This window comes from Kitasatospora sp. NPDC036993, assembly GCF_055607525.1.
Genome location: NZ_JBVJRP010000006.1, coordinates 460,381 through 481,356 on the forward strand (window position 1 = coordinate 460,381; position 20,976 = coordinate 481,356).

At 72.1% G+C, this 20,976-nt stretch carries 15 protein-coding genes; 8 read left to right on the forward strand and 7 right to left on the reverse strand.

The genetic code is table 11. The features are described 5' to 3' along the window. Positions 1 to 163: 163 nt before the first annotated feature. On the forward strand, positions 164 to 2,830 hold the full coding sequence (gene glgP / locus ACZ7C5_RS15950) for an alpha-glucan family phosphorylase (protein ID WP_470322758.1): 2,667 nt from the start codon (positions 164 to 166) through the stop codon (positions 2,828 to 2,830). A 157-nt stretch (positions 2,831 to 2,987) separates the two neighbouring features. Here the strand turns inward: glgP and ACZ7C5_RS15955 are convergent, their stop codons facing one another. Together ACZ7C5_RS15955 and ACZ7C5_RS15960 are read right to left on the reverse strand one after the other, a co-directional pair. Beyond that, positions 2,988 to 4,835, reverse strand: a complete 1,848-nt coding sequence (locus ACZ7C5_RS15955) for an ABC transporter ATP-binding protein (RefSeq protein ID WP_401083629.1) — start codon at positions 4,833 to 4,835, stop codon at positions 2,988 to 2,990. Continuing rightward, complete coding sequence (locus tag ACZ7C5_RS15960) at positions 4,832 to 6,736, reverse strand: ABC transporter ATP-binding protein (protein WP_401083631.1); 1,905 nt, start codon at positions 6,734 to 6,736, stop codon at positions 4,832 to 4,834. Before ACZ7C5_RS15960 ends, ACZ7C5_RS15955 begins: the two co-directional genes overlap by 4 nt. Positions 6,737 to 6,970: 234 nt before the next feature. Between ACZ7C5_RS15960 and ACZ7C5_RS15965 the strand changes: the two genes are divergently transcribed. Then, positions 6,971 to 8,398: a family 2B encapsulin nanocompartment shell protein gene (locus ACZ7C5_RS15965; protein ID WP_401083633.1), complete on the forward strand. Its 1,428-nt coding sequence runs from the start codon at positions 6,971 to 6,973 to the stop codon at positions 8,396 to 8,398. Between the two features lie 29 nt (positions 8,399 to 8,427). On the opposite strand, the gene glgX is transcribed toward ACZ7C5_RS15965, so the two are convergent. Continuing rightward, positions 8,428 to 10,680 carry a glycogen debranching protein GlgX gene (gene glgX / locus ACZ7C5_RS15970; protein ID WP_470322759.1) on the reverse strand — a complete coding sequence of 751 codons (2,253 nt, stop codon included), beginning with the start codon at positions 10,678 to 10,680 and terminating at the stop codon, positions 8,428 to 8,430. 350 nt (positions 10,681 to 11,030) lie between these two features. Between glgX and ACZ7C5_RS15975 the strand changes: the two genes are divergently transcribed. From ACZ7C5_RS15975 to ACZ7C5_RS15990, 4 genes are all read left to right on the forward strand, one after another. Further along, complete coding sequence (locus tag ACZ7C5_RS15975) at positions 11,031 to 12,107, forward strand: L,D-transpeptidase (RefSeq protein WP_401083637.1); 1,077 nt, start codon at positions 11,031 to 11,033, stop codon at positions 12,105 to 12,107. A 194-nt stretch (positions 12,108 to 12,301) separates the two neighbouring features. Continuing rightward, positions 12,302 to 13,558 carry a L,D-transpeptidase gene (locus ACZ7C5_RS15980; protein WP_401083639.1) on the forward strand — a complete coding sequence of 419 codons (1,257 nt, stop codon included), beginning with the start codon at positions 12,302 to 12,304 and terminating at the stop codon, positions 13,556 to 13,558. 214 nt (positions 13,559 to 13,772) lie between these two features. Further along, positions 13,773 to 14,990, forward strand: a complete 1,218-nt coding sequence (locus tag ACZ7C5_RS15985; RefSeq protein WP_470322760.1) for a L,D-transpeptidase — start codon at positions 13,773 to 13,775, stop codon at positions 14,988 to 14,990. A 209-nt stretch (positions 14,991 to 15,199) separates the two neighbouring features. Then, complete coding sequence (locus tag ACZ7C5_RS15990; protein ID WP_470322761.1) at positions 15,200 to 15,685, forward strand: ATP-binding protein; 486 nt, start codon at positions 15,200 to 15,202, stop codon at positions 15,683 to 15,685. Between the two features lie 433 nt (positions 15,686 to 16,118). On the opposite strand, the gene ACZ7C5_RS15995 is transcribed toward ACZ7C5_RS15990, so the two are convergent. The 3 genes from ACZ7C5_RS15995 to ACZ7C5_RS16005 form a co-directional block, all read right to left on the reverse strand. Next, positions 16,119 to 16,988 carry a hypothetical protein gene (locus tag ACZ7C5_RS15995; protein WP_470322762.1) on the reverse strand — a complete coding sequence of 290 codons (870 nt, stop codon included), beginning with the start codon at positions 16,986 to 16,988 and terminating at the stop codon, positions 16,119 to 16,121. Positions 16,989 to 17,199: 211 nt separating this feature from the next. Next, the gene (locus ACZ7C5_RS16000; protein ID WP_470322763.1) at positions 17,200 to 17,448 is read right to left on the reverse strand and encodes a DUF397 domain-containing protein; all 249 of its coding nucleotides are present in this window, start codon (positions 17,446 to 17,448) and stop codon (positions 17,200 to 17,202) included. Then, positions 17,445 to 18,257 (reverse strand): helix-turn-helix domain-containing protein, encoded by an 813-nt coding sequence (locus tag ACZ7C5_RS16005; RefSeq protein WP_470322764.1) that lies wholly within the window; start codon positions 18,255 to 18,257, stop codon positions 17,445 to 17,447. Before ACZ7C5_RS16005 ends, ACZ7C5_RS16000 begins: the two co-directional genes overlap by 4 nt. A 161-nt stretch (positions 18,258 to 18,418) precedes the next feature. Between ACZ7C5_RS16005 and ACZ7C5_RS16010 the strand changes: the two genes are divergently transcribed. Continuing rightward, on the forward strand, positions 18,419 to 18,853 hold the full coding sequence (locus ACZ7C5_RS16010) for an ATP-binding protein (protein WP_470322765.1): 435 nt from the start codon (positions 18,419 to 18,421) through the stop codon (positions 18,851 to 18,853). A 115-nt stretch (positions 18,854 to 18,968) separates the two neighbouring features. Here ACZ7C5_RS16010 and ACZ7C5_RS16015 read toward each other — a convergent pair whose 3' ends face one another. Continuing rightward, positions 18,969 to 19,493 (reverse strand): MepB family protein, encoded by a 525-nt coding sequence (locus tag ACZ7C5_RS16015; protein ID WP_470322766.1) that lies wholly within the window; start codon positions 19,491 to 19,493, stop codon positions 18,969 to 18,971. A 290-nt stretch (positions 19,494 to 19,783) separates the two neighbouring features. On the opposite strand from ACZ7C5_RS16015, the gene ACZ7C5_RS16020 reads away from it, so the two are divergent. Beyond that, entirely contained in the window at positions 19,784 to 20,950 is a 1,167-nt protein-coding gene (locus ACZ7C5_RS16020) for a methyltransferase domain-containing protein (protein WP_401083653.1), read from the forward strand. Positions 20,951 to 20,976: the final 26 nt, after the last annotated feature.

Below are 20,976 nucleotides of genomic sequence, written 5' to 3' on the forward strand. Positions count from 1 at the left end.
CGAAGAGTTCACGTATTGGTAGCGCAGGCCCCGGAAATGTGCGCCGCGCGCGCCCCCCGTGCAGACCAATGCGCCGAATGCGATCTCATCAATAGGCCGAACGGATGCCCAATAGTCCACTTGACGCTCTGTCGGACCGATCGCCGAGGCTACGCTTCACGCCGTGAAGGCAATCCGCAGATTCACCGTCCGCACCGTCCTGCCCGAACAACTCCAGCCGTTGCACGAGCTGGCCCTCAACCTGCGCTGGTCCTGGCACCCCGAGACCAGGGACCTGTTCCGGTCCGTGGACCCCGAGGTCTGGGCCGCGACCGGCGAGGACCCGGTGCGGCTGCTCGGGGAGGTCCCGGCCACCCGGCTCGCCGCGCTCGCCACCGACCGGCGCTTCCTGCGCAGACTCGGCGACCTCGCCGAGGACCTGCGCGAGTACCTGACCGGCCCGCGCTGGTACCAGACCCGTCAGGCGGCCGACGCCGCCCCGCTGCCCGCCGCGATCGCCTACTTCTCACCCGAGTACGGCATCGCCGCCGCGCTGCCCCAGTACTCCGGCGGACTCGGCATCCTGGCCGGCGACCACCTCAAGGCCGCCAGCGACCTCGGGGTGCCGGTCATCGGCGTCGGCCTGTTCTACCGGCACGGCTACTTCCGCCAGTCCCTGAGCCGGGACGGCTGGCAACAGGAGCGCTATCCGCTGCTCGATCCGGACGAACTCGCGGTCAGCCTGCTCCGGGAGGCCGACGGCACCCCCAGCCGGATCGACCTCGCCCTGCCCGGCGGCCGCACCCTGGCCGCCCACATCTGGAAGGCCCAGGTCGGGCGGGTCCCGCTGCTGCTGCTCGACTCCGACATCGAGGCCAACTCGCCGGCCGAGCGGGACGTCACCGACCGGCTGTACGGCGGCGGCAGCGAGCACCGGCTGCTCCAGGAGATGCTGCTCGGCATCGGCGGCGTCCGGGCGGTGCGCGCCCACTGCCGGCTCACCGGGCACCCCGCCCCCGACGTCTTCCACACCAACGAGGGCCACGCCGGCTTCCTCGGCGTGGAACGCATCCGGGAGCTGGTCGCCGAGGCCCCGGCGGGCCTCGACTTCGCCGCCGCGCTGGAGGCCGTGCGGGCCGGCACCCTCTTCACCACCCACACCCCCGTCCCGGCCGGCATCGACCGGTTCGACCGCGAGCTGGTCGCCCGCCACTTCGGCGGCGACGCCGCGCTGCCCGGTGTGCCGGTCGACCAGGTGCTCGCGCTCGGCGCCGAGAGCTGGCCCGACGGGGACCCGAAGCTCTTCAACATGGCCGCCATGGGCCTGCGGCTGGCCCAGCGCGCCAACGGGGTCTCCACCCTGCACGGCGAGGTCAGCCGCTCGATGTTCAACGGCCTGTGGCCCGGCTTCGACCCGGCCGAGGTACCGATCACCTCGGTCACCAACGGGGTGCACGCCGCCACCTGGATCGACCCGGCGGTGGTCAGGCTCGGCGCCGCCGAGATCGGCGCCGAGCGCGCCGAGGAGGCGATGACCACCGGGGAGACCCGGCGCTGGACCGGCCTGGAGCTGATCGGCAACACCGAGGTCTGGGAGCTGCGGCGAAGTCTGCGGGCGCAGCTGGTGGAGGAGGCCAGGCGCCGGCTGTACGCCTCCTGGCGCCGGCGCGGGGCCGGCGAGGCCGAACTCGGCTGGGTCTCCTCGGTGCTCGACCCCGACGTGCTGACCATCGGCTTCGCCCGCCGGGTGCCCTCGTACAAGCGGCTCACCCTGATGCTGCGCGACGCCGAGCGGCTGCGCGCCCTGCTGCTGCACCCCACCAGGCCGGTGCAGATCGTGGTCGCCGGCAAGGCCCACCCGGCCGACGACGGCGGCAAGCGGCTGATCCAGCAGATGGTCGCCTTCGCCGACGATCCGGCGGTGCGGCACCGGATCGTCTTCCTGCCCGACTACGACATGGCGATGGCCCAGCGCCTCTACCCGGGCTGCGACGTCTGGCTGAACAACCCGCTGCGCCCGCTGGAGGCCTGCGGCACCTCGGGGATGAAGGCCGCGCTCAACGGCTGCCTCAACCTGTCCGTCCTGGACGGCTGGTGGGACGAGTGGTACGACGGCCGCAACGGCTGGGCGATCCCCACCGCCGACGAGAGCGGCGGGGTGCTCGACCCGGACAGCGGCGAGGCCGAGCGGCGCGACGACATCGAGGCGGCCGCGCTCTACGACCTGATCGAGAACCAGGTCGCCGCCCGGTTCTACGACCGGGACGGGGACGGGCTGCCGCAGCAGTGGATCGCCATGGTCCGGCACACCCTGGTGACCCTCGGGCCCAAGGTGCTGGCCGGGCGGATGGTCCGGGAGTACGTCGAACGGCTGTACGCGCCGGCGGCGCAGGCCCAGCGGGAGCTGGCGGACCGGCAGGGCCGCAGCGCGCGCGAGCTGGCGGTGTGGAAGGCGAAGGTCAGGGAGGCGTGGCCGGCCGTCCGGGTGGAGCACGTCGAGGCGGACTGCCCGGCCGACGCGCAGGAGCTGGGCAGCTCGCTGGCGCTGCGGGTGCAGGTCGGGCTCGGGACGCTGGAGCCGGCCGACGTCGAGGTGCAGGCGGTCTCCGGCCGGGTCGACGAGCGGGACCGCATCTCGGACGCCTGCCTGCTCGCCCTCAAGCCGGTCGGCGGGCCCGACCTGGACGGCCGCACCCGCTACGAGGGCTCGCTGGAGCTGTGCCGGACGGGACCGTTCGGCTACACCGTCCGGGTGCTGCCCGCACACCCCCGGCTGGCCTCGCCGGCCGAGCTGGGGCTGGTCGCCCTGCCCGCCGAGTCGGCCGGGATGGACGCCGGGCTGCTGCGCTGACCCCCGGACGGCCGCCGGCGTGGGCGGCCGTCCGGGGCGGCCGTGAACCGTGCGCGCGGCCGTTCCCGTTCCGTCCCTCGGGAAGTGGGGTGGCCCGGCCGGGTGCGTGACGGCGCACCCGGCCGGGCACATTCGTGGGGCCGGGGACGGCCTGGTCCTAGACCAGGCTGTCCCGCCAGGCCCGGTGGAGGGCGGCGAAGCGGCCGGAGCCGCTGATCAGCTCCTGTGGGGAGCCATCCTCCACGATCCGGCCCCGGTCCATCACCAGGACCCGGTCGGCGATCTCCACGGTGGAGAGCCGGTGGGCGATGATCACGGCCGTCCGCCCGGCCAGGACGGTGCGCATGGCCCGCTGGACGGCCTGCTCCCCGGGGACGTCCAGCGAGCTGGTCGCCTCGTCCAGGATCAGCACCGCGGGGTCGGCGAGCAGGGCGCGGGCGAAGGCCACCAGCTGGCGCTGGCCGGCCGAGATCCGGCCGCCGCGCTTGCGCACGTCGGTGTCGAAGCCGTTCGGCAGGGCGGCGACGAACTCGTACGCGCCGATGTCCCGGGCGGCCTGCTCGACCTCCTCGCGGGTGGCGTCCGGGCGGCCGAGCGCGATGTTCTCGGCGACGGTGCCGGAGAACAGGAAGGACTCCTGGGTCACCATCACCACGCCGCGCCGCAGGTCGGGCGTGGCGAGTTCGCGCAGGTCCACGCCGTCCAGCCGGATCCGGCCGTCGCTCGGGTCGTAGAAGCGGGCCAGCAGCTTGGCGACCGTCGACTTGCCGGCGCCCGTCGCGCCGACCACCGCCACCGTCTGACCGGCGGGGATCAGCAGGTCGAAGGGCGGCAGCACCTCCTTGCCGGTGCGGTAGGTGAAGCGGGTGCCCTCGAAGGAGACCTCGCGGCCCTTCCCGGTGGCCCCGGGCAGCTCGGCGGGCTCGGCCGGCTCGGCGACCGTCGGCTCGTGGGCGAGCAGGCCGGAGATCTTCTCCAGGGCGGCGGCGGCCGACTGGTAGCTGTTCAGGAACATCGCCAGCTGGTCGATCGGGTCGAAGAGCCGGCGCAGGTAGAGCGCGAAGGCGGTGAGCACGCCCAGTTCGAGCGCGTCGTCCACGACCAGGTAGGCGCCGAGCACCACCACGCCGGTGGTCCACAGGTTGGCGGTGGCACGGGAGAGTCCGACGTAGCGGGCGATCTCCAGCAGGCCGTCCGCGGTCGCGGTGGCGGACTGTCCGTTGACCACGGCGAAGGCGGCGTCGTTGGCCTTCTCGCGGCGGAAGGCCTGCACCGGGCGGATGCCGTTCATGGTCTCGGTGAAGCGGACGATCAGCGAGGCGGCCGAGGTGCGCGAGCGCCGGTAGACCCGGCGCGAGCGGGTCCGGAAGGAGTGGGCGATCAGGGCCAGCGGCAGGAAGGCCGCCAGCGAGACCAGGCCGAGCTGCCAGTCCAGCACCACCAGCAGCAGCGAGATGTAGCAGACCGACAGGAGGACGGTCAGCAGCTCCTGGAGGCCCTCGGAGAGCAGCTCGCGCAGCGCGTCGATGTCGCTGGTGGCGCGGGAGATGATCCGGCCCGAGGTGTAGCGCTCGTGGAAGTCCAGGCTGAGCCGCTGGGCGTGGCGGAAGATCCGGCCGCGCAGCTCCAGCACGATGTCCTGGTTGACCCGGGCGCTGATCTTGATGAACACCCACTGGAGCACCGGGCTGAGCAGCGCGAAGAACAGGTAGGCCGCGACCACGGCGACCAGCGGCCCCGCGTCGTCGTCGCGCAGCGCCGGGATGCCGCGGTCCATCGCCACCGCGACCAGCAGCGGGCCGGACTGGAGGGCGGCCTGCTGGACCAGGATCACCACCATCGCGACGGTGATCCTGGCCCGGTGCGGGCCGAGCAGTGAGCGCAGCAGTGCCCGGGGCGCGCCGGGCGGGACGGGTATGTCCTCCTCGTCGGCCGGCGGGGCGGGCAGCTCCTCCTCGACCGGTTCGGCGGCCCCGGCCCTGGTGGGTTCGGCGGTGGTCGTCATGCGAGCCCTGCTTTCGACGTGAGGGGGCCCTCGGGGACCGGGGCGGCCTCGCCCGACATCAGTTCCCGGTAGTGCGCGCAGTCGCGCAGCAGCTCCTGGTGGGTGCCGACGGCCGTGATCCGGCCGTCCGCCAGCACCGCGACCCGGTCGGCGAGCAGCACGGTGCTGGGGCGGTGGGCGACGACCAGGGCGGTGGTGGTGCCGAGGACCTCGCGCAGCGCCCGTTCGACCAGTGCCTCGGTGTGCACGTCCAGGGCGGAGAGCGGGTCGTCCAGCACCAGGAAGGCCGGGTCGCCGACCACCGCGCGGGCCAGCGCGAGGCGCTGGCGCTGGCCGCCGGACAGGCTCAGGCCCTGCTCGCCGACCTCGGTGTCGTGGCCCTGCGGGAGCTTCTCGACGAAGCCCGCCTGGGCGGTGGCGAGGGCGGTGCGCAGCTGTGCGTCGCCCGCGCCGGGGGCGCCCATCAGGACGTTCTCCCGGACGGTGGCGGAGAACAGGGTGGGCTCCTCGAAGGCGACCGCGACGAGTTCGCGCAGCCGCTGCCTGGGCAGCTCGCGGATGTCCCGGCCGTCCAGCGTGATGGCGCCGGCGGTGGCCTCGTACAGCCGGGGGAGCAGCGCGGTGAGCGTGGTCTTGCCGCTGCCGGTGGTGCCGACCAGGGCCATCGTCTCGCCGCTGCGGATGTGCAGGTCGATGCCGTCCAGCAGGTCGGGGCTGTCCTCGGGGGCGTCGGGGTAGCGGAACCGGACGCCGGTGAAGCGGATGCCGTCCGGGGCGGCGAGGCCGGTGGCGGTGCCGGCGTCCGGGGTCTCCGGTTCGTCCAGCACCTCGAAGAAGCGGTCGGTGGCGGTGGCGGCCTCGTTGGCGTAGGCGAGCAGCCAGCCGAGCGACTCGACCGGCCAGCGCAGCGCGAGCGCGGTGGAGAGGAAGGCGACCAGGGCGCCGGCGCTCAGCTCGTCGTGGGCCACCAGGTAGGCGCCGACGGCGAGGGCGAAGGCGAGCGCGATCTCCGGCAGGCCGACGACGACCGCCCAGAGGTTGGCGAGCAGGTGCGCCTTGCGCAGTTCGGTGCGGCGCAGCTCCTGGGACTGGGCGCGGAAGCGCTCGGCCATCGAGCGGTGCCGGCCGAAGGCCTTGAGGACGCGGATGCCGAGCACGGACTCCTCGACCACGGTGGCGAGGTCGCCGTTCTGGTCCTGGGCGAGCCGGGAGGCGCCGGAGTAGCCGGCCTCGAACCGCCGGGTGAGCACGAACAGCGGGACGACCGGGACCAGGGTGATCAGGGCGAGCCGCCAGTCCTGGGTGAACATCACCACAGTGCCGGCCAGGAACATCACCGAGTTGACGATCAGGAAGACCAGCGGGAAGGCCAGGAACAGCCGCATGGTGTACATGTCCGCGGTGGCCCTGGAGAGCAGCTGGCCGGAGCCCCAGCGGTCGTGGAAGGAGACCGGGAGCCGCTGGAGCTTGGCGAAGAGGTCCCCGCGCATCGCCGTCTCCAGTCCGGACAGCGGGCGGGCCAGCACCACCCGGCGGGTGTAGAACAGCGCGGACTCGACCAGGCCCAGGAGGAGCAGCAGGCCGGCGAGCGGCCAGAGGCCGGCCAGGTCGTGCTCGGCGAGCGGGCCGTCCACGATCAGGCCGAGGACCACCGGGACGGCGAGCGTGCTCAGCATGCCCAGGGAGGCGGCCGTCACCGAGACGGTCAGCCGGCCGCGGACGGCGCGGGCGTACGGCCACAGGCGCAGCAGCGAGCGGACCGCGGAGTGCCGCGGCCCGGGCCCGCCGGCTCTCCCGGGCCCGCCGGTTCCGGTGGCTCCGGCGGTGTCGGTTCCGCGGGTGTCGTCGGCTGGGGGGCTTCCCGGGGTCGGGTTCTCGGGGTCCTGCCTGTTCTCGGCCATCGCGGTGAGAGTAGGCAGAGATCCCGTCACTTCTCATCCGGTTTTTCGCTCCTGTCGATGGTGCGCGGCGAGAACCGGCCACTCGAACGGGCGAGACGGGCGTGCGACAGGGGGCGCGTGCCGCCGTTCGTGCGGGGACGAGTGCGCCGCGCGCCTCTTGCGAGCGCCTGCTGATCGGCCGATTACATCTCCTGACGGATGCCCACTGATACACGAGTGAACAGGAGTGCACAGATGACGGTCGAAACCGAGCCCACCCCCGGACCCGGCTCAGCAGTGGTGCAGGTACGGGCCCAGCTCAGCCTCAGCACGACCGCGGCCCGGAACCTCGCGACGACGACCAAGTCCAAGCCGCAGATGCAGGAGATCACCTCCCGCTGGCTGTTGAAGATGCTGCCCTGGGTGCAGGTCAGCGCGGGCACCTACCGGGTCAACCGGCGGCTGAGCTTCGCCCCCGGGCGCGGCCGGGTCAGTTTCGCCAAGACCGGCTCCGCGGTGACGGTGATCGCCCCCTCGCTGGCCGAGGTGCCGGCGCTGCGCGGTTTCGAGGACGAGGAGGTGCTGGCCGAGCTGGCCCGCCGGTTCGTGCAGCGGGACTTCGCGCCGGGTGACGTGCTGGTGCAGGAGGGTGCGCCGATCGAGGAGGTGTTCCTGGTCGCGCACGGCAAGGTGGACCGGATCGGCACCGGCAAGTACGGCGAGCAGACCGTGCTCGGCGGCCTCGCGGACGGTGACTCGATCGGCGACGAGTCGATCACCGAGGGCGGCGGCAACTGGCCGTACACCGTGAAGGCGAGCACCTCCGGCGTCGTGATGGCGCTGTCCTGGGGGGTGCTCCAGGAGCTGATCGGTCGCTCCGAGTCGCTGCGCGAGCAGCTGCTGGGCTTCGCCGCCGACGCCGCGCAGGCGCAGAACGAGCACGGCGAGGCGGAGATCGACCTCTCGGCCGGCCACCAGGGCGAGTACGAGCTGCCCGGCGCCTTCGTGGACTACGAGCTGAAGCCGCGCGAGTACGAGCTGAGCGTCGCGCAGACCGTCCTCAAGGTGCACTCCCGGGTCGCGGACCTCTACAACAAGCCGATGAACCAGACCGAGGAGCAGCTGCGGCTGACCATCGAGGCGCTGCGGGAGCGGCAGGAGCACGAGATCATCAACAACCCGGAGTTCGGGCTGCTCAGCAACGCCGACTTCGACCAGCGGATCCAGACCCGCACCGGGGCGCCCACCCCGGACGACCTGGACGAGCTGCTGAGCCTGCGGCGTGACACCGACTACCTGTTCGCCCACCCGCGGGCGATCGCGGCCTTCGAGCGGGAGTGCAACCGGGCCGGCCTCTACCTGCCCACCGCCGACGTCCTCGGCAAGCACCGGCCGACCTGGCGCGGGGTGCCGATCTTCCCGTGCAACAAGATCCCGGTGTCCGGCCAGCAGACCACCTCCTTCATCGCGATGCGTGTCGGCGAGGACAACCAGGGCGTGGTGGGTCTCACCCAGATCGGCATCCCGGACGAGGTCGAGCCGGGCCTGAACGTCCGGTTCATGGGGATCGACGAGAAGGCGATCGCCTCGTACCTGGTCAGCACCTACTACTCGGCGGCGGTGCTGGTGCCGGACGCGATCGGGGTGCTGGAGAACGTCGAGGTCGGGCACGCCGGCAGCTAGGCGCGTCTTTCCGTCCGGCGGTCCGGCGGTCAGGCGGCGGGGGCGGGCGCGCGCAGCAGTCGCAGCGAGCGCCCGCCCAGGACGACGGTGCCGTGCGGCCGGCCAGGATCCGGGCCAGGGTCCGGACCCTGGCCGGCCGTGTCGATCACGGTCTCGTACGGGGCCTCCGGCGCGGCCCAGGGCTCGCCGGGCAGGGTGAACACCACCGGGTCCGGGCCCGCGTTGAGCAGCAGCAGGAAGCTGTCGTCGCTCAGCGGCCGCCCGGCCCCGTCCCGTTCGGACATCGCGGTGCCCGAGAGCAGCATGCCGAGGCAGGCGGTCGGCGCGAACCAGTCGGCCTCGGTCATCTCCCGGCCCAGCGGGGTGAACCAGGCGAGGTCGGGCTGGCCGCCCGGGGTGGCGGCCCGGCCGGAGAAGAACGCCCGCTGCCGCAGCACCGGGTGGGCCCGGCGGAGCCGGACCAGCCGGGCCGTGAGCGCGCACAGTTCCTGCCAGCCGGGCTCCGCCAGCAGCGACCAGTCCAGCCATCCGACCTCGTTGTCCTGGCAGTAGGCGTTGTTGTTGCCGCCCTGGGTGCGGCCCAGCTCGTCCCCGGCGGTGAGCATCGGGACGCCGGCGGAGAGCAGCAGGGTGGCCGTCAGGTTGCGCAGTTGGCGCAGCCGCAGCGCGGTGACCTCGGGGTCGGCGGTCTCGCCCTCGGCGCCGTGGTTCCAGGAGCGGTTGTCGTCGGTGCCGTCCCGGTTGTCCTCGCCGTTGGCCCCGTTGTGCTTGTGGTCGTAGGAGACCAGGTCGCGCAGGGTGAAACCGTCGTGCGCCGTCACGTAGTTGACCGAGGCGTACGGGCGGCGGCCGGCCCGCTGGTAGAGGTCGGAGGAGCCGGAGAGGCGGTAGCCGAGCTCGCGCACGTCGGGGCGGGCGCCGCGCCAGAAGTCCCGTACGGTGTCGCGGTACTTGTCGTTCCATTCGGCCCACAGCGGGGGGAAGCCGCCGACCTGGTAGCCGCCGGGGCCGACGTCCCAGGGCTCGGCGATCAGCTTCACCCGGCTGAGCAGCGGGTCCTGGGCGACGGCGGCGAGGAAGGGGTGGTCCGGGTCCACGGCGTCGCCGCCGTGCGGGCCGCCGCGGGCCAGGGCGGCGGCCAGGTCGAAGCGGAAGCCGTCCACGCCCATCTCGGCGACCCAGTACCGCAGCGAGTCGGTGATCAGCCGGATCACCTGGGGGCGGCGGGTGTCCAGGGTGTTGCCGCAGCCGGTGTAGTCGGCGTAGCCGCGCGGGCGGTTCGGCGGGAGGCGGTAGTAGGCGGCGTTGTCGATGCCGCGCAGGGAGAGCGCCGGGCCCAGTTCGCCGCCCTCGGCGGTGTGGTTGAACACCACGTCGAGGATCACCTCGATCCCGGCGGCGTGCAGGGCGCGGACCATCCGCTTGAACTCGCCGACCTGGCCGCCGCGGGAGCCGGAGGCGGAGTAGCCGGCGTGCGGGGCGAAGTAGCCGATCGTGTTGTAGCCCCAGTAGTTGACCAGGCCGCGGGCCTGCAGGTGGTCCTCGCTGGCGTGCTGGTGGACCGGCAGCAGTTCGACGGCGGTCACGCCGAGGCGGGTGAGGTGGGCGACGGCGGCGGGGTGGGCGAGGCCGGCGTAGGTGCCGCGCAGGGGCGGGGGGATGTCGGGGTGGCGCATGGTGAAGCCGCGCACGTGCAGCTCGTAGAGGACCGTCTCGGCCCAGGGGGTCTTCGGGCGGTGGTCGTCGTACCAGTCGTCGTCGTCGTGGACGACCACGGACCTGGGGACGTACGGGGCGGAGTCGCGGTTGTCCCTGACGGTGTCGGCGACGTCCGCCTCGGGCCAGTTGCGGACGGCGGAGCAGGCGGCGTCGTGGGAGGCGTAACAGCCGTCGATGGCACGGGCGTACGGGTCGAGCAGCAGCTTCGCGGGGTTCCAGCGGGCGCCCGTCCACGGGTCCCAGCGGCCGTGGACGCGGAAGCCGTAGCGGGTGCCGGGGCGGACGCCGGGGAGGAAGCCGTGCCAGATGTGGAAGTCCTGTTCGGTGAGGCGGTGGCGGCTCTCCCGGCCGTCCTCGTCGAAGAGGCACAGGTCGACGGCCTCGGCGCCGGCGGCCCAGAGCGCGAAGTTGGTGCCCGGGGGCCCCGGTCGGCCCGGCGGCCCCGGGGGGCTCCGGTGGGTGGTGTGGGCGGTCCGGTAGCGGGCGCCGAGCGGTTGCCAGCTGCCGGGCCACGGAGGGGTGTCCGGTCGTACCCCGGCTTCCAGCTTCTGCCCTGACGCCATGGCCGTACCTCCCTGGGCGGGGTGTCCTGGGCCCCGTTCAGCTTTTCTTTCCCGGATTGGGGAGGGCGGAAGCCGTTGAACGGGGGCTTACCGGCGGATGGCGGGTGGGATTCCCGGGGATCGGCGTGTCCCGTGCCGGTGCTCCTCGTTGTCCCGGGTGTCGGACGTGAACAGTGGGAGGCCCCGGGATGCGGCGCCGAGGATGGGTGTGGGCTCGGGGTGCGGCGGCGGTGGGCTGCTGCCTGGCCGTTCTCACGGGGTGTGGTGGTGGCGCCTCTCCGGGGGCGTCCGCCGGCGACGCGGCGACGCCGGGTGGGCACAGCGCCCCGCCGGCGCCCTCCCGCGCGGTGGTGACGGCGCAGCCGGCCGACCGCGCGCAGGACGTGCAGCCGGCCGGGGCGGTCCGGGTGGCCGTCGCGCAGGGGCGGCTGGTGTCCGTGCGGCTGGCCGACACCAAGGGCGGTGAGGTGCCCGGCACGATCAGCGCGGACGGCGGCGCGTGGGTGCCGGACGGGCCGCTGCCGCTCGCCACCGCGTTCACGCTGGACTCCGTCGCCGAGGACGATCAGGGGCAGAAGGCCGCCCAGCACTCGGAGTTCACGACGATGACTCCGGCGCACACCTTCGTGGCGTTCTTCACCCCGGAGGACGGGTCGACGGTCGGCGTCGGGATGCCGGTCTCGCTGCGCTTCAGCCGTCCGATCGCGGACCGGGCGGCGGTGGAGAAGGCCGTCCAGGTCACCGCCGACCCGCCGGTGCCGGTGGCCGCGCACTGGTTCGGCAACCAGCGGCTGGACTTCCGCCCCGAGCAGTACTGGGCGGCCGGCACCAGGGTGACGGTGGCGCTGCGGCTCAAGGACGTCCAGGGCGCGCCGGGGGAGTTCGGCACCCAGAGCAGGGACCTGCACTTCACCGTCGGGCGGGCGCAGGTCTCCACCGTCGACCTGGACGCGCACACCCTGACCGTCCGGGCGGGGCAGGGCGGCAAGGTGGTCCGGGTGCTCAAGGTCTCCGGCGGCAGCCGCGGCCACTCCACCTACCGGGGGGTGATGGTGGTGTCGGAGAAGTACCCGGTGACCCGGATGAACTCGCAGACCGTCGGCATGGGCGACGAGTACGACATCAAGGACGTCCCGCACGCGATGCGGCTGACCACCTCCGGCACCTTCGTGCACGGCAACTACTGGGCGGCCCCGGGGGTGTTCGGCTCGGCCAACACCAGCCACGGCTGCATCGGGCTGGCCGACGCCAAGGGCGGGGCGAGCAAGGACTCCCCGGCGGGCTGGCTGTTCGAGCACACCATCCCGGGGGACGTGCTGGACGTGCGGGCCTCGTCCGGGGACTTCGTGCCGCCGCAGAACGGGCTCAACGGCTGGAACGTGCCGTGGGAGCAGTGGCTGGCCGGGAGCGCCCTGCGCCGACCGTAGGGGCCTTTCACCCCGTTTGACCCGTCTTCACAGCGTTTTCACGCCCGCTCCACGGGACTCCTCCCAGGATTCACCCGGATGGCTTGGCTATCCTGCTCCGGCGCGTCCGGGCCCGCCCGGAAAGATCGGCGGGCGGTGCAACTCATGGGGGCACTCAACGCGTCAAGTGAGTGAATACCGGGAGGGGAGAAACCGTGAAGACGGGTAAGACGGCCGGGGCCGCGATACGCACCAGCAACCGCTACGGGCGCAGGGGTGCGATGGCGCTGGTCATGGGTGGGGTCCTGCTGCTCACCGCCGCGTGCGGCGATGACAAGGGCAGCGACGCAGGGGGGTCCGGGGGTGCCGGCGGCAACGCGGCGTCGGCGCCGGCCGCGGGGGACGGCGGCGGGTCGTCGACGCCGAAGCCCTCGGCCGCGGTGCTCGCCGTGGAGCCGAAGGACGGTGCCCAGGACGTCGCGCCGAACGGGCTCCAGGTGTCCGTCGCCAACGGCAAGCTCACCACGGTCGAGGTGACGGACAAGAACGGCAAGCCCGTCGAGGGGGCGATCACCCCGGACGGTGCCGGCTGGAAGCCCGCGGGGGCGCTCGCGGTCGGCATGGCGTACAAGGTGAACGCGCAGGCCAAGGACGGCGAGGGCCTGGTGGCCGCGTCCACCACCTCGTTCACCACGCTGACGCCGGAGAAGAAGGTCTCCACCAACGACAACATCAGCGACAACGCCACCTACGGCGTCGGGATGATCGTCTCGGTGGAGTTCAACAAGCCGGTCAAGAACAAGGAAGCGGTCGCCAACGGCATCACCTTCGAGACCAGCAACGGCACGGTGGTCAAGGGCCACTGGTTCAGTGACAAGCGGGTGGACTTCCGTCCTGAGCAGTACTGGGCGCCGGACACCAAGGTGACGGTCAAGTACCGGCTGAAGAACGTCGAGGTCTCCCCTGGCGTCTACGGCGACGTGGACAAGGACGAGCCGTTCACCATCGGCCGCTCGATGATCTCCACCGCGGACGCCAAGTCGCACCAGATGACGGTCGAACGGGCCGGGCAGAGCACCACCGTGCCGGTCACCCTGGGCGCGGACGCGACGCCGTCCTGGGGCGGGACGATGGTCGTCATGTCCAAGGAGAAGGTCACCCGGATGAACTCGCAGACCGTCGGTCTCGGCGGCGAGTACGACATCAAGGACGTCCCGCACGCGATGCGGCTGACCACCTCCGGCACCTTCGTGCACGGCAACTACTGGGCCAGCCCGTTCGGCAAGACGAACGCGAGCCACGGCTGCGTGTCGATGCAGGACCTGAAGGGCGGCAGCGACTCCTCCGTCGCGGGCAAGTTCTTCAACGACTCGATGGTCGGTGACGTCATCAAGGTCGTGAACACCAAGGAGAAGACCGTCTCGCCCTCCAACGGGCTCGGCGGCTGGAACGTGGACTGGGCCGGCTGGTAGGCCCTGTCCGGAGGCCGGCCCGGGTGCTCCGGGGCCTCCGGTGATTCTTCCGTCGTGCGGCCCGGTCCTCACCCGTTGGGGTCGGGCCGCCGCGGTTTCCGGGGCGGCGAACCCCGGTCATGGCGCAACCTTTCCGGTGGCCGGGTGCGTGTACCGCTCGGGTCCGTCGGGTCCACGGGGAGTTTCTCGGGTTTTCTGAGGAAGGGAATCGGCGTTGAGATCGATACGCACAGTGGTGGCGGCCGGCCTGGTCGGCGGGGCGATGGTGCTGACGGCCGCCTGTGGCGGGGGCGGCGGGGGCGGCAGCGCGGTCAGGGCGGACCTCGGGGCGGGTGCGGCGGCCACCGCCAAGCCCGCGGCGGCGCCCACGAGTTCGGTGCCGAAGGTCTCCACGGCGGCGGTGAGCATCGAGCCCGCGGCCGGTTCGGTGGACGTGGCGCCGAACGCGCTCAAGGTGGGCGCGAGCGGGGGCCGGCTCACCACCGTCAAGGTGAGCGACCGGACGGGCAAGGAGGTCCCCGGCACCATCGCCGCCGACGGCCTCAGCTGGACGCCGTCGGCCGGCCTGGAGGTGGGCACCGCCTACCAGGTCAGCGCGATGGCCGCGGACGCCGCCGGCGCGGTCGCCACGGCGGACAGCAGCTTCACCACGCTGACCCCGACGGCGCTCGCCAAGGCCGCCGACAACGTGGACAACGGCGCCACGTACGGCGTCGGCATGATCGTCTCGGTGAACTTCAGCAAGGACGTCGGGAACCGGGCGGAGGTCGCCAGGGGCATCACCTTCGAAACCGACAACGGCACCGTGGTGAAGGGCCACTGGTTCGACGACCGGCGGCTGGACTTCCGCCCGGAGCAGTACTGGAAGCCCGGGACGAAGGTGGTCGTGCACTACCGGCTCAAGAGCGTCGAGATCGCCCCGGGGGTGTACGGCGGGGACCGGGACGAGCCCTTCACGATCGGGCGGTCCCAGATTTCGACGGTTGACGCCGCGGCGCACAAGATGACGGTCGTACAGGGTGAACAGACGAACGAGATCGACATCACCTCGGGCTCGCCGGAACACCCCACCTGGAACGGCACGATGGTGGTCATGTCCAAGGAGGGCGTGGTGCGGATGCAGTCCAGCACGATGCCGGGGATGACCGGTTCGCCGTACGACCTCCAGGTGCCGCACTCGATGCGGCTCACCGAGTCCGGGACGTACGTGCACGGCAACTACTGGAGCGACGCCTTCGGTGAGGACAACGTCAGCCACGGCTGCGTGGGCCTGAAGGACGTCAAGGGCGGTGGGGACGCCACCACGATGGGCAGGTTCTACGACGGCTCGCTGGTCGGGGACGTCATGGTGGTGAAGAACTCGACGAAGAAGGAGACGCTCGACCCGGCGAACGGACTGAGCGGCTGGAACGTGCCGTGGAGCACCTGGTAGCCGGCAGCTGACGGGCGGTGGGGTCAACCGGGATTGACGAAAGTCGGCCCGGTCGGCCCCTTCTTGCTTCCGGCATATGCCGACGCGGAGAGATCGTTTGCTCATTGTCCGTACGCGGCCGCTTGCGTTCCGCAATGATGGTCCGCATGGCGGGTTGGGGCGAAGCAGATCAGTCGTCGGTATCCGGGGCCGGTGCGGTGGCCGCCGAGGTGTCCTTCCTCGATGTACGGGAAGGGCTCCCGGCGCTGGAGCGGCTCACCTCCGAGGAACTGGAGGAGATGTACTCCGGCAGACTCTGCGACCAGTCCGCGCCGAACGAGGTGCGGCTGCCGTCCCGGCCGGAGTCGGGCCCGGTGGCCCGCCGGCTGGTGCTCTCCGTCCTGGAGTCCTGGGAGCTCCACCAGCACCTGGAGGTCGGCGAACTGCTCACCGGCGAGCTGGTGGCCAACGCGGTGCGGCACGCGGCCGGGCGCACCATCGGCCTGCACGTGAGCCGCAAGCCCGGCTGGCTGCGGATCGAGGTCCGCGACTCCTCCCGGGCCCTGCCCTGCATGATCCTCGCCGAGGCCAGGCCGGTGAACGAGCGCGGGCGGGGGCTGAGGATCGTCGACGACCTCGCCGACCGCTGGGGCGCGAACCTGCTGCCGCGGGGCAAGGGCGTCTGGTTCGAGCTGAAGGTGCGCGAGCGGGGCTGAGGGCTCCCGGGCGGCGGGGCCCCGGGAAACACGCAGGGTCCGGGAAACACGCGGGGCCCCCGGATTCGCCGTGGTCCGGCGGATGGGGGCCCCTGCAAGTCATCGCGCCGGCCAAGGGGGTGCGTGCCGCGCGATGGGCGTCGGCAGTGCCAGGTCGGGCCCGCCGAAGTCATCGGCCCAGGGCGGCGTGCGGTGTCGCCCGCCGTTGGGCTGCCTTGACTATCGCATGGATCTCAGCATGTGGGCAAACCAGATGACTTCGAATGCAAGGCGTGTTACCTAGTTCACCTTTGGAATTTGCATAGGTTAACGCCATTGCCTGTGAATATTCATGATCGCGATGGCGCTGCTCACCCTGTGCTCGCCGAATGGTCACGCAGTGGGAGTGCCGGGTGTCGGCATGGAGGCGGTGCGGACCTTCGCGGGCCCCCGGTCACGTTCGTCCGGCGCCCGTCCGTGACGCGTCGCGGCTCAGCGCGCCCCGGGCGCGGGCGGCGTGGGCGTGGACGGCGGTGGGGGAGAGGCGGTCGGGGCGGTGGGGCGGCGGGTTCGTGGGGGTGCCGCCGTGGCAGGTGCGGCAGAGGCCGCCGAGGAGGGCGTGGGGGCGGCAGGGGGTGCGGCAGGCCGTGCATTCGAGGATGCGGGCGGGCTGTGGCTGCTGCTGGGGCTGCGGGCGTTCCGGGGGCAGCTTGTCGATCAGGCGGCGGCGGGTGAAGGCCGCCGGGCTGTGGACGCCGTCCCGGGGCAGGCCCGCGGTGAGGGCGGCGGTGAAGAGGGCCGGGGTGGTGCCCCGGGCCAGCCACTCGGCGGCGAGCGGTTCGAGCGCGGCGCAGTCGGCGGCGGAGAGGGCGAGGCGGGGGTCGGCGAGGCCGAGGCCGGCGAGGGCGGCGTAGGCGGCCGAGACGGGGGAGGTGCGGTTGCGCGTTCGCACGTCGGGGGGATCGGGGGCGGCCGGCGTTGACGCCTCGCCGGTGGCGAGGAAGCCGGCCCACCAGGCGTCGGGGCGGGGGGTGCGGGAGAAGTAGGTGTGGAACACCCAGCGGCAGTCGGTGGAGCTGAGGCGTTCGCGGACGCGGCGCAGGTGACCTGCGGTGGAGAGCCTGGTGAGGGCGGTGCGGCAGGCCATCTGCCCGTAGTGGGGCTGGAGGACGGCGAGGGTCTTGACGTCCATGGCGGCGCCGTCGGGGAGGTGGTCGATGAGCGAGGCGAGGTAGGCCTCGCGGGCCGGGAGGTGGGCGAAGTCTGTGGCGGAGCGGGGGAGTTGCTCCGGGGCGGACTGCTTGCCGTATCCGGGCGCGGCCATGGCGGTATTGTCGTGGGTAGCCACAGGATCGAGGTCCGTTTCGATCGTGCCGGTCAGACCCCCGTTCGGTGTTGGTAGCACCGGCGGGGGTTGTTTCGTTGGTGCGCACGCTACACGGGGGAACCGGCTGTGGTGTAGTCGTGACGATAAGTCATATGTGCTGCGCGCGGGGGTGGTTGGAAGGTTCTTACCCGCCCATTCCGTTAAAGGGTCACTCGGCCCGTGGCACTTGAGCTTCGGAGGCGAAGGAGACGAAGGTCGACCAGGCCTCGGGGGAGAAGGTGAGGGTCGGGCCGGCCTTGTCCTTAGAGTCGCGGACGTGGACGGTGGAGGCGGAGGAGGCGACCTCGACGCACTCGTCACCTTCGTGGTTGCTGTAGCTGGACTTGGTCCAGGAGGCGGCGACCTCGACGCAGTTGCCGCCCTGGGTGTCGCTGTAGCTGGACTTGAACCACTTCATAGCTGCTCCACCATTGTTCTGATGAGTGCCTCCGACTCCTCAATACTGAGGGCCTGCGAGCGGATCATGCCATGGCGTTGCACGAGGATGCTCACCTTCTCGATGTCGGCGGACAGGAATCCCGCGTACTGCCCTTCCACGTAGCCGAGTTGATCGTGCTCTGGCGTCTCCAGGATCACCATTGGTCCCTCCAATGCGACATGGGCCACCCGGTCGACCGGCAGCACCTGGATGGTGACGTTCCGCAGTTCGCCGACCTCAAGTAGGCGTTCCAGCTGCCGCTTCATGACGCCTTCACTGCCGACGAGCGCTCGGAACGCGGCCTCGTAGATGACGAAACCGAAGAACACGGTGGGCGAGCGACGCAGCTTCTCCTGCCTCTCCATGCGACTGGCCACCCGAGCCTCGACGGTCTCGTCGTCCAGCGGCGGGTACGAGTGGCTGATCAGCTCTCTGGCGTACTCCTCGGTCTGAAGCAGCCCGGGGATGAACAAGGCTTCGTATGAGTGGATCGCGATGGCCTCGACCTCGGCGTCCGCATAGCCCCTCGAATAGGACGCGAACTTCTCCGGTGCCAGGAAGTTGGTCGCCCCCACCAGTAGGCCCTTCGCGTCGCACAGTTCGTCGGCCGCCTGAAGCAACTTGAGCGACGGCCTTCTCCTCCCCGCCTCCATCGACCGCACGCTCTCGATGTCGTAGTGGGATTCCGCGGCCAACTGCTCCCGGGTCACGCCCGCGAGGGTGCGCCACCGCTTGAGCTGATCGCCGCAGTACTTCCACGACATCGGGTTTTCCTTCGGCAGGCTCACGGCCTTGCGCCCCTCCCTGCCCTGGTCGCAGGGCGGTTCAAGCTCTCGCTGTACAAATGGCGTTACTGCTGAGGCTATGCCCGGCTGTCGACCCTTGAAGGGTGAAATGGCCGAACTCAGCCCTCACGAGTGAAGCCCCCGTACACCCCCCAAGGACTCTGATGCTCACTCAGCCCGTCGACCTCGTCGAGTGGATGTTCCCCCGCCTCCCCCGCAGCGCCGGCCGCGCCCGCGTCCGCTTCATCCGGCAGGTCTTCGAGTGGGAGGTGCCGATCGACTCCGCCGAGACCGGCCTGATCCTCCTCAGCGAACTCGTCACCAACGCCTGCCGTCACGCCCGTTCCCAGCGTGACCGGATGATCGGCGTGCGCGTCGTCCTCCCCACCGACTCCCTTCTCCGGATCGAGGTCTCCGACGGGAGCACCGACCTCCCGAGGATCCGCCGCACCACCCCCGACGACGAGTCCGGCCGTGGCCTCGAACTCGTCGCCGCCCTCGCCACCTCCTGGGGCGCCCACCTCCGGGGCGAGGGCTACGCCGGCAAGACCGTCTGGTGCGAACTCGCCCTCCCCACCCCGGCCAACCCCCACGACTGACCCCGCCGCCCCACACCGCCACCCCACCCCGCGCGCGAGAAGTCGACCCCGCCGACTTCTCGCGCCGGGCCCCGCCGGGTGGGGCGGTCACGTGGGCCTGACGGTGAACCCGGGCCTACGGGTGGTAGAGGGCCCGGGCCCGCGCGAGGTCGACCGGCCCGCCCTCTCCGAGGTGCAGGAAGTACTCCACCTGCCACGCCTGGGTGCCGTGGGCCTGGCGACTGGTGGTGGTCACCCAGGGCGGGTAGACGCGGAACGCCCGCTTCCCGCCGGTGCGGTTCCGGGACACGATGCCGCGCTCGCACAGCACGTCCCGCGGGAACACGAACTGGCCGACGCGGTCGCCGTCGCGACTGCTGACGACGAAGAGGTCGACCCCGTCGCTCGTGTCGAAGGGCCGGATCGGCCCCTCGTCGGACCGCAGCCAGAAGGTGACGAACTGGCCGGCCTTCGTCGGAGTCGTCTTGGCCACGCGGAACCGCACCGAGAGCCGGTCGAGCGTGAACCCGTGAGCCACGTACTCGGCACTCTCCGGTTCGGGCACGGGCTGTGAGCAGCTGAAGCCGCTCGGGTCGTACACCGATGCCTTCGCCGCCAGCAGGTCGCCGTGAAGTCCCGCCCACGGCCGATTCGTCGACATCCCCGCATCCTGCCACCACCGAATCGCAGGGCTCACCTGCGACCTGCGCGAGAAGTCGACCCCGCAGACTTCTCGCGCATGCGCCCCCGGCCCGCTTCCGCACGCCGGTCGACTCGGATGCGGTGCGGCGCCAGGATGGCAACCGGTTGTGTCCGTCTCATCATCAGGAGGGGCAGCATGGGAGAACACTCGAAGCCGCCGCAGGACCCGAGCCAGGGGACTCCCCCGCCGAACAACGCCGATGGGAAGGTCACCCCGCCGCCGCCGAGCGACGGCAAGCACAAGAAGTGATGCCGAGCGACGACGGGAGCCTGACCGGGTACCGGGCAGGCCTGCACGTGGAGATGGAGCGGCGCGGGGCGTGGCCGGAGGACTCGCCGTGGCTGCGCGAGGCCTTCGGCGCGCTGCCGCGCGACCGGTTCGCGCCGGACCGGTTGTGGAGGTGGGACGGTTGGGCCTACGTGCCGGTCGACCGGGAGGACGACCCGGGAGGGTGGGCCGCCGAGCTGTACTCCGGCGTCGACGCGCCGGCCGTCACCCAGCTCACCGGCGGCCTCCCGTCGTCGTCGCTGTCCGCGCCCTCCGTGGTGTCGGACATGCTGGACAGCCTCAGGGTGGAGCCGGGGCACCGGGTGTGGGACGTCGGCACCGGCCAGGGCTGGTCAGCGGCGCTGGCCGCCTGGCGGGCCGGGCCTGGCCTGGTGGTCACCACCGAGGTGGACGAGCACCTGGCCGCGTTCGCCCGGGCCAGGCTCGCGGACGCCGGACTCGACGTCGAGGCGGGGGCGGGCGACGGCACCGGCGGCGGGTTGCCCGGTGGCGGCCGGGTCGACCGGCTCCACGCCACCTACGCCGTCGAGATCGTCCCGTGGTCCTGGGTGGAGGCGGTGCGCCCGGGTGGACGGATCGTCTACCCCTGGGGACGACTCGGATACGTCGCCCTCACCGTCGCCGACGACGGCGCGGCGCACGGCTGGGTCCACGGCCTGGCCCAGTTCATGGGCGACCGGCACGGTCCGGCCCAGCCGAGCAGTGGGCCCGCCGCGTACGCGCAGGTGCGTGGCGGCGCCGAACCCGAGGCCTGCCGGCCGCTGGACCGAGACCCGGCGGGCCTGGAGGACTGGCACCTCAGGTTCGCGCTGCGCGTCGCCGTCCCGGACGCCGTGCTGTTCACCGACCGGAGCGAGGGCGGGCCGGCCACCGTGGTCCACGACGGAGACCGTTCGTGGGCCGAGATCCGTCAGGACGGGGATGGCGGGCCCTCGTTGTCGCAGGGCGGTCCGCGCCGCATCGGCGACGAACTGGTGGCCGCCTGGTCCCAGTGGGAGGAACTCGGCCGCCCCGAACTCTACGACTACGGCGTCACCGTCACCTCCGACTCCCAGTGGGCGTGGCAGGGCGACCAGGACACCGGCCCGCGCTGGCCGATCGGAGGCCTGAACCCGGGCGCGCGGTGACTGGTCCCGGATCCTCCGGCCGAACG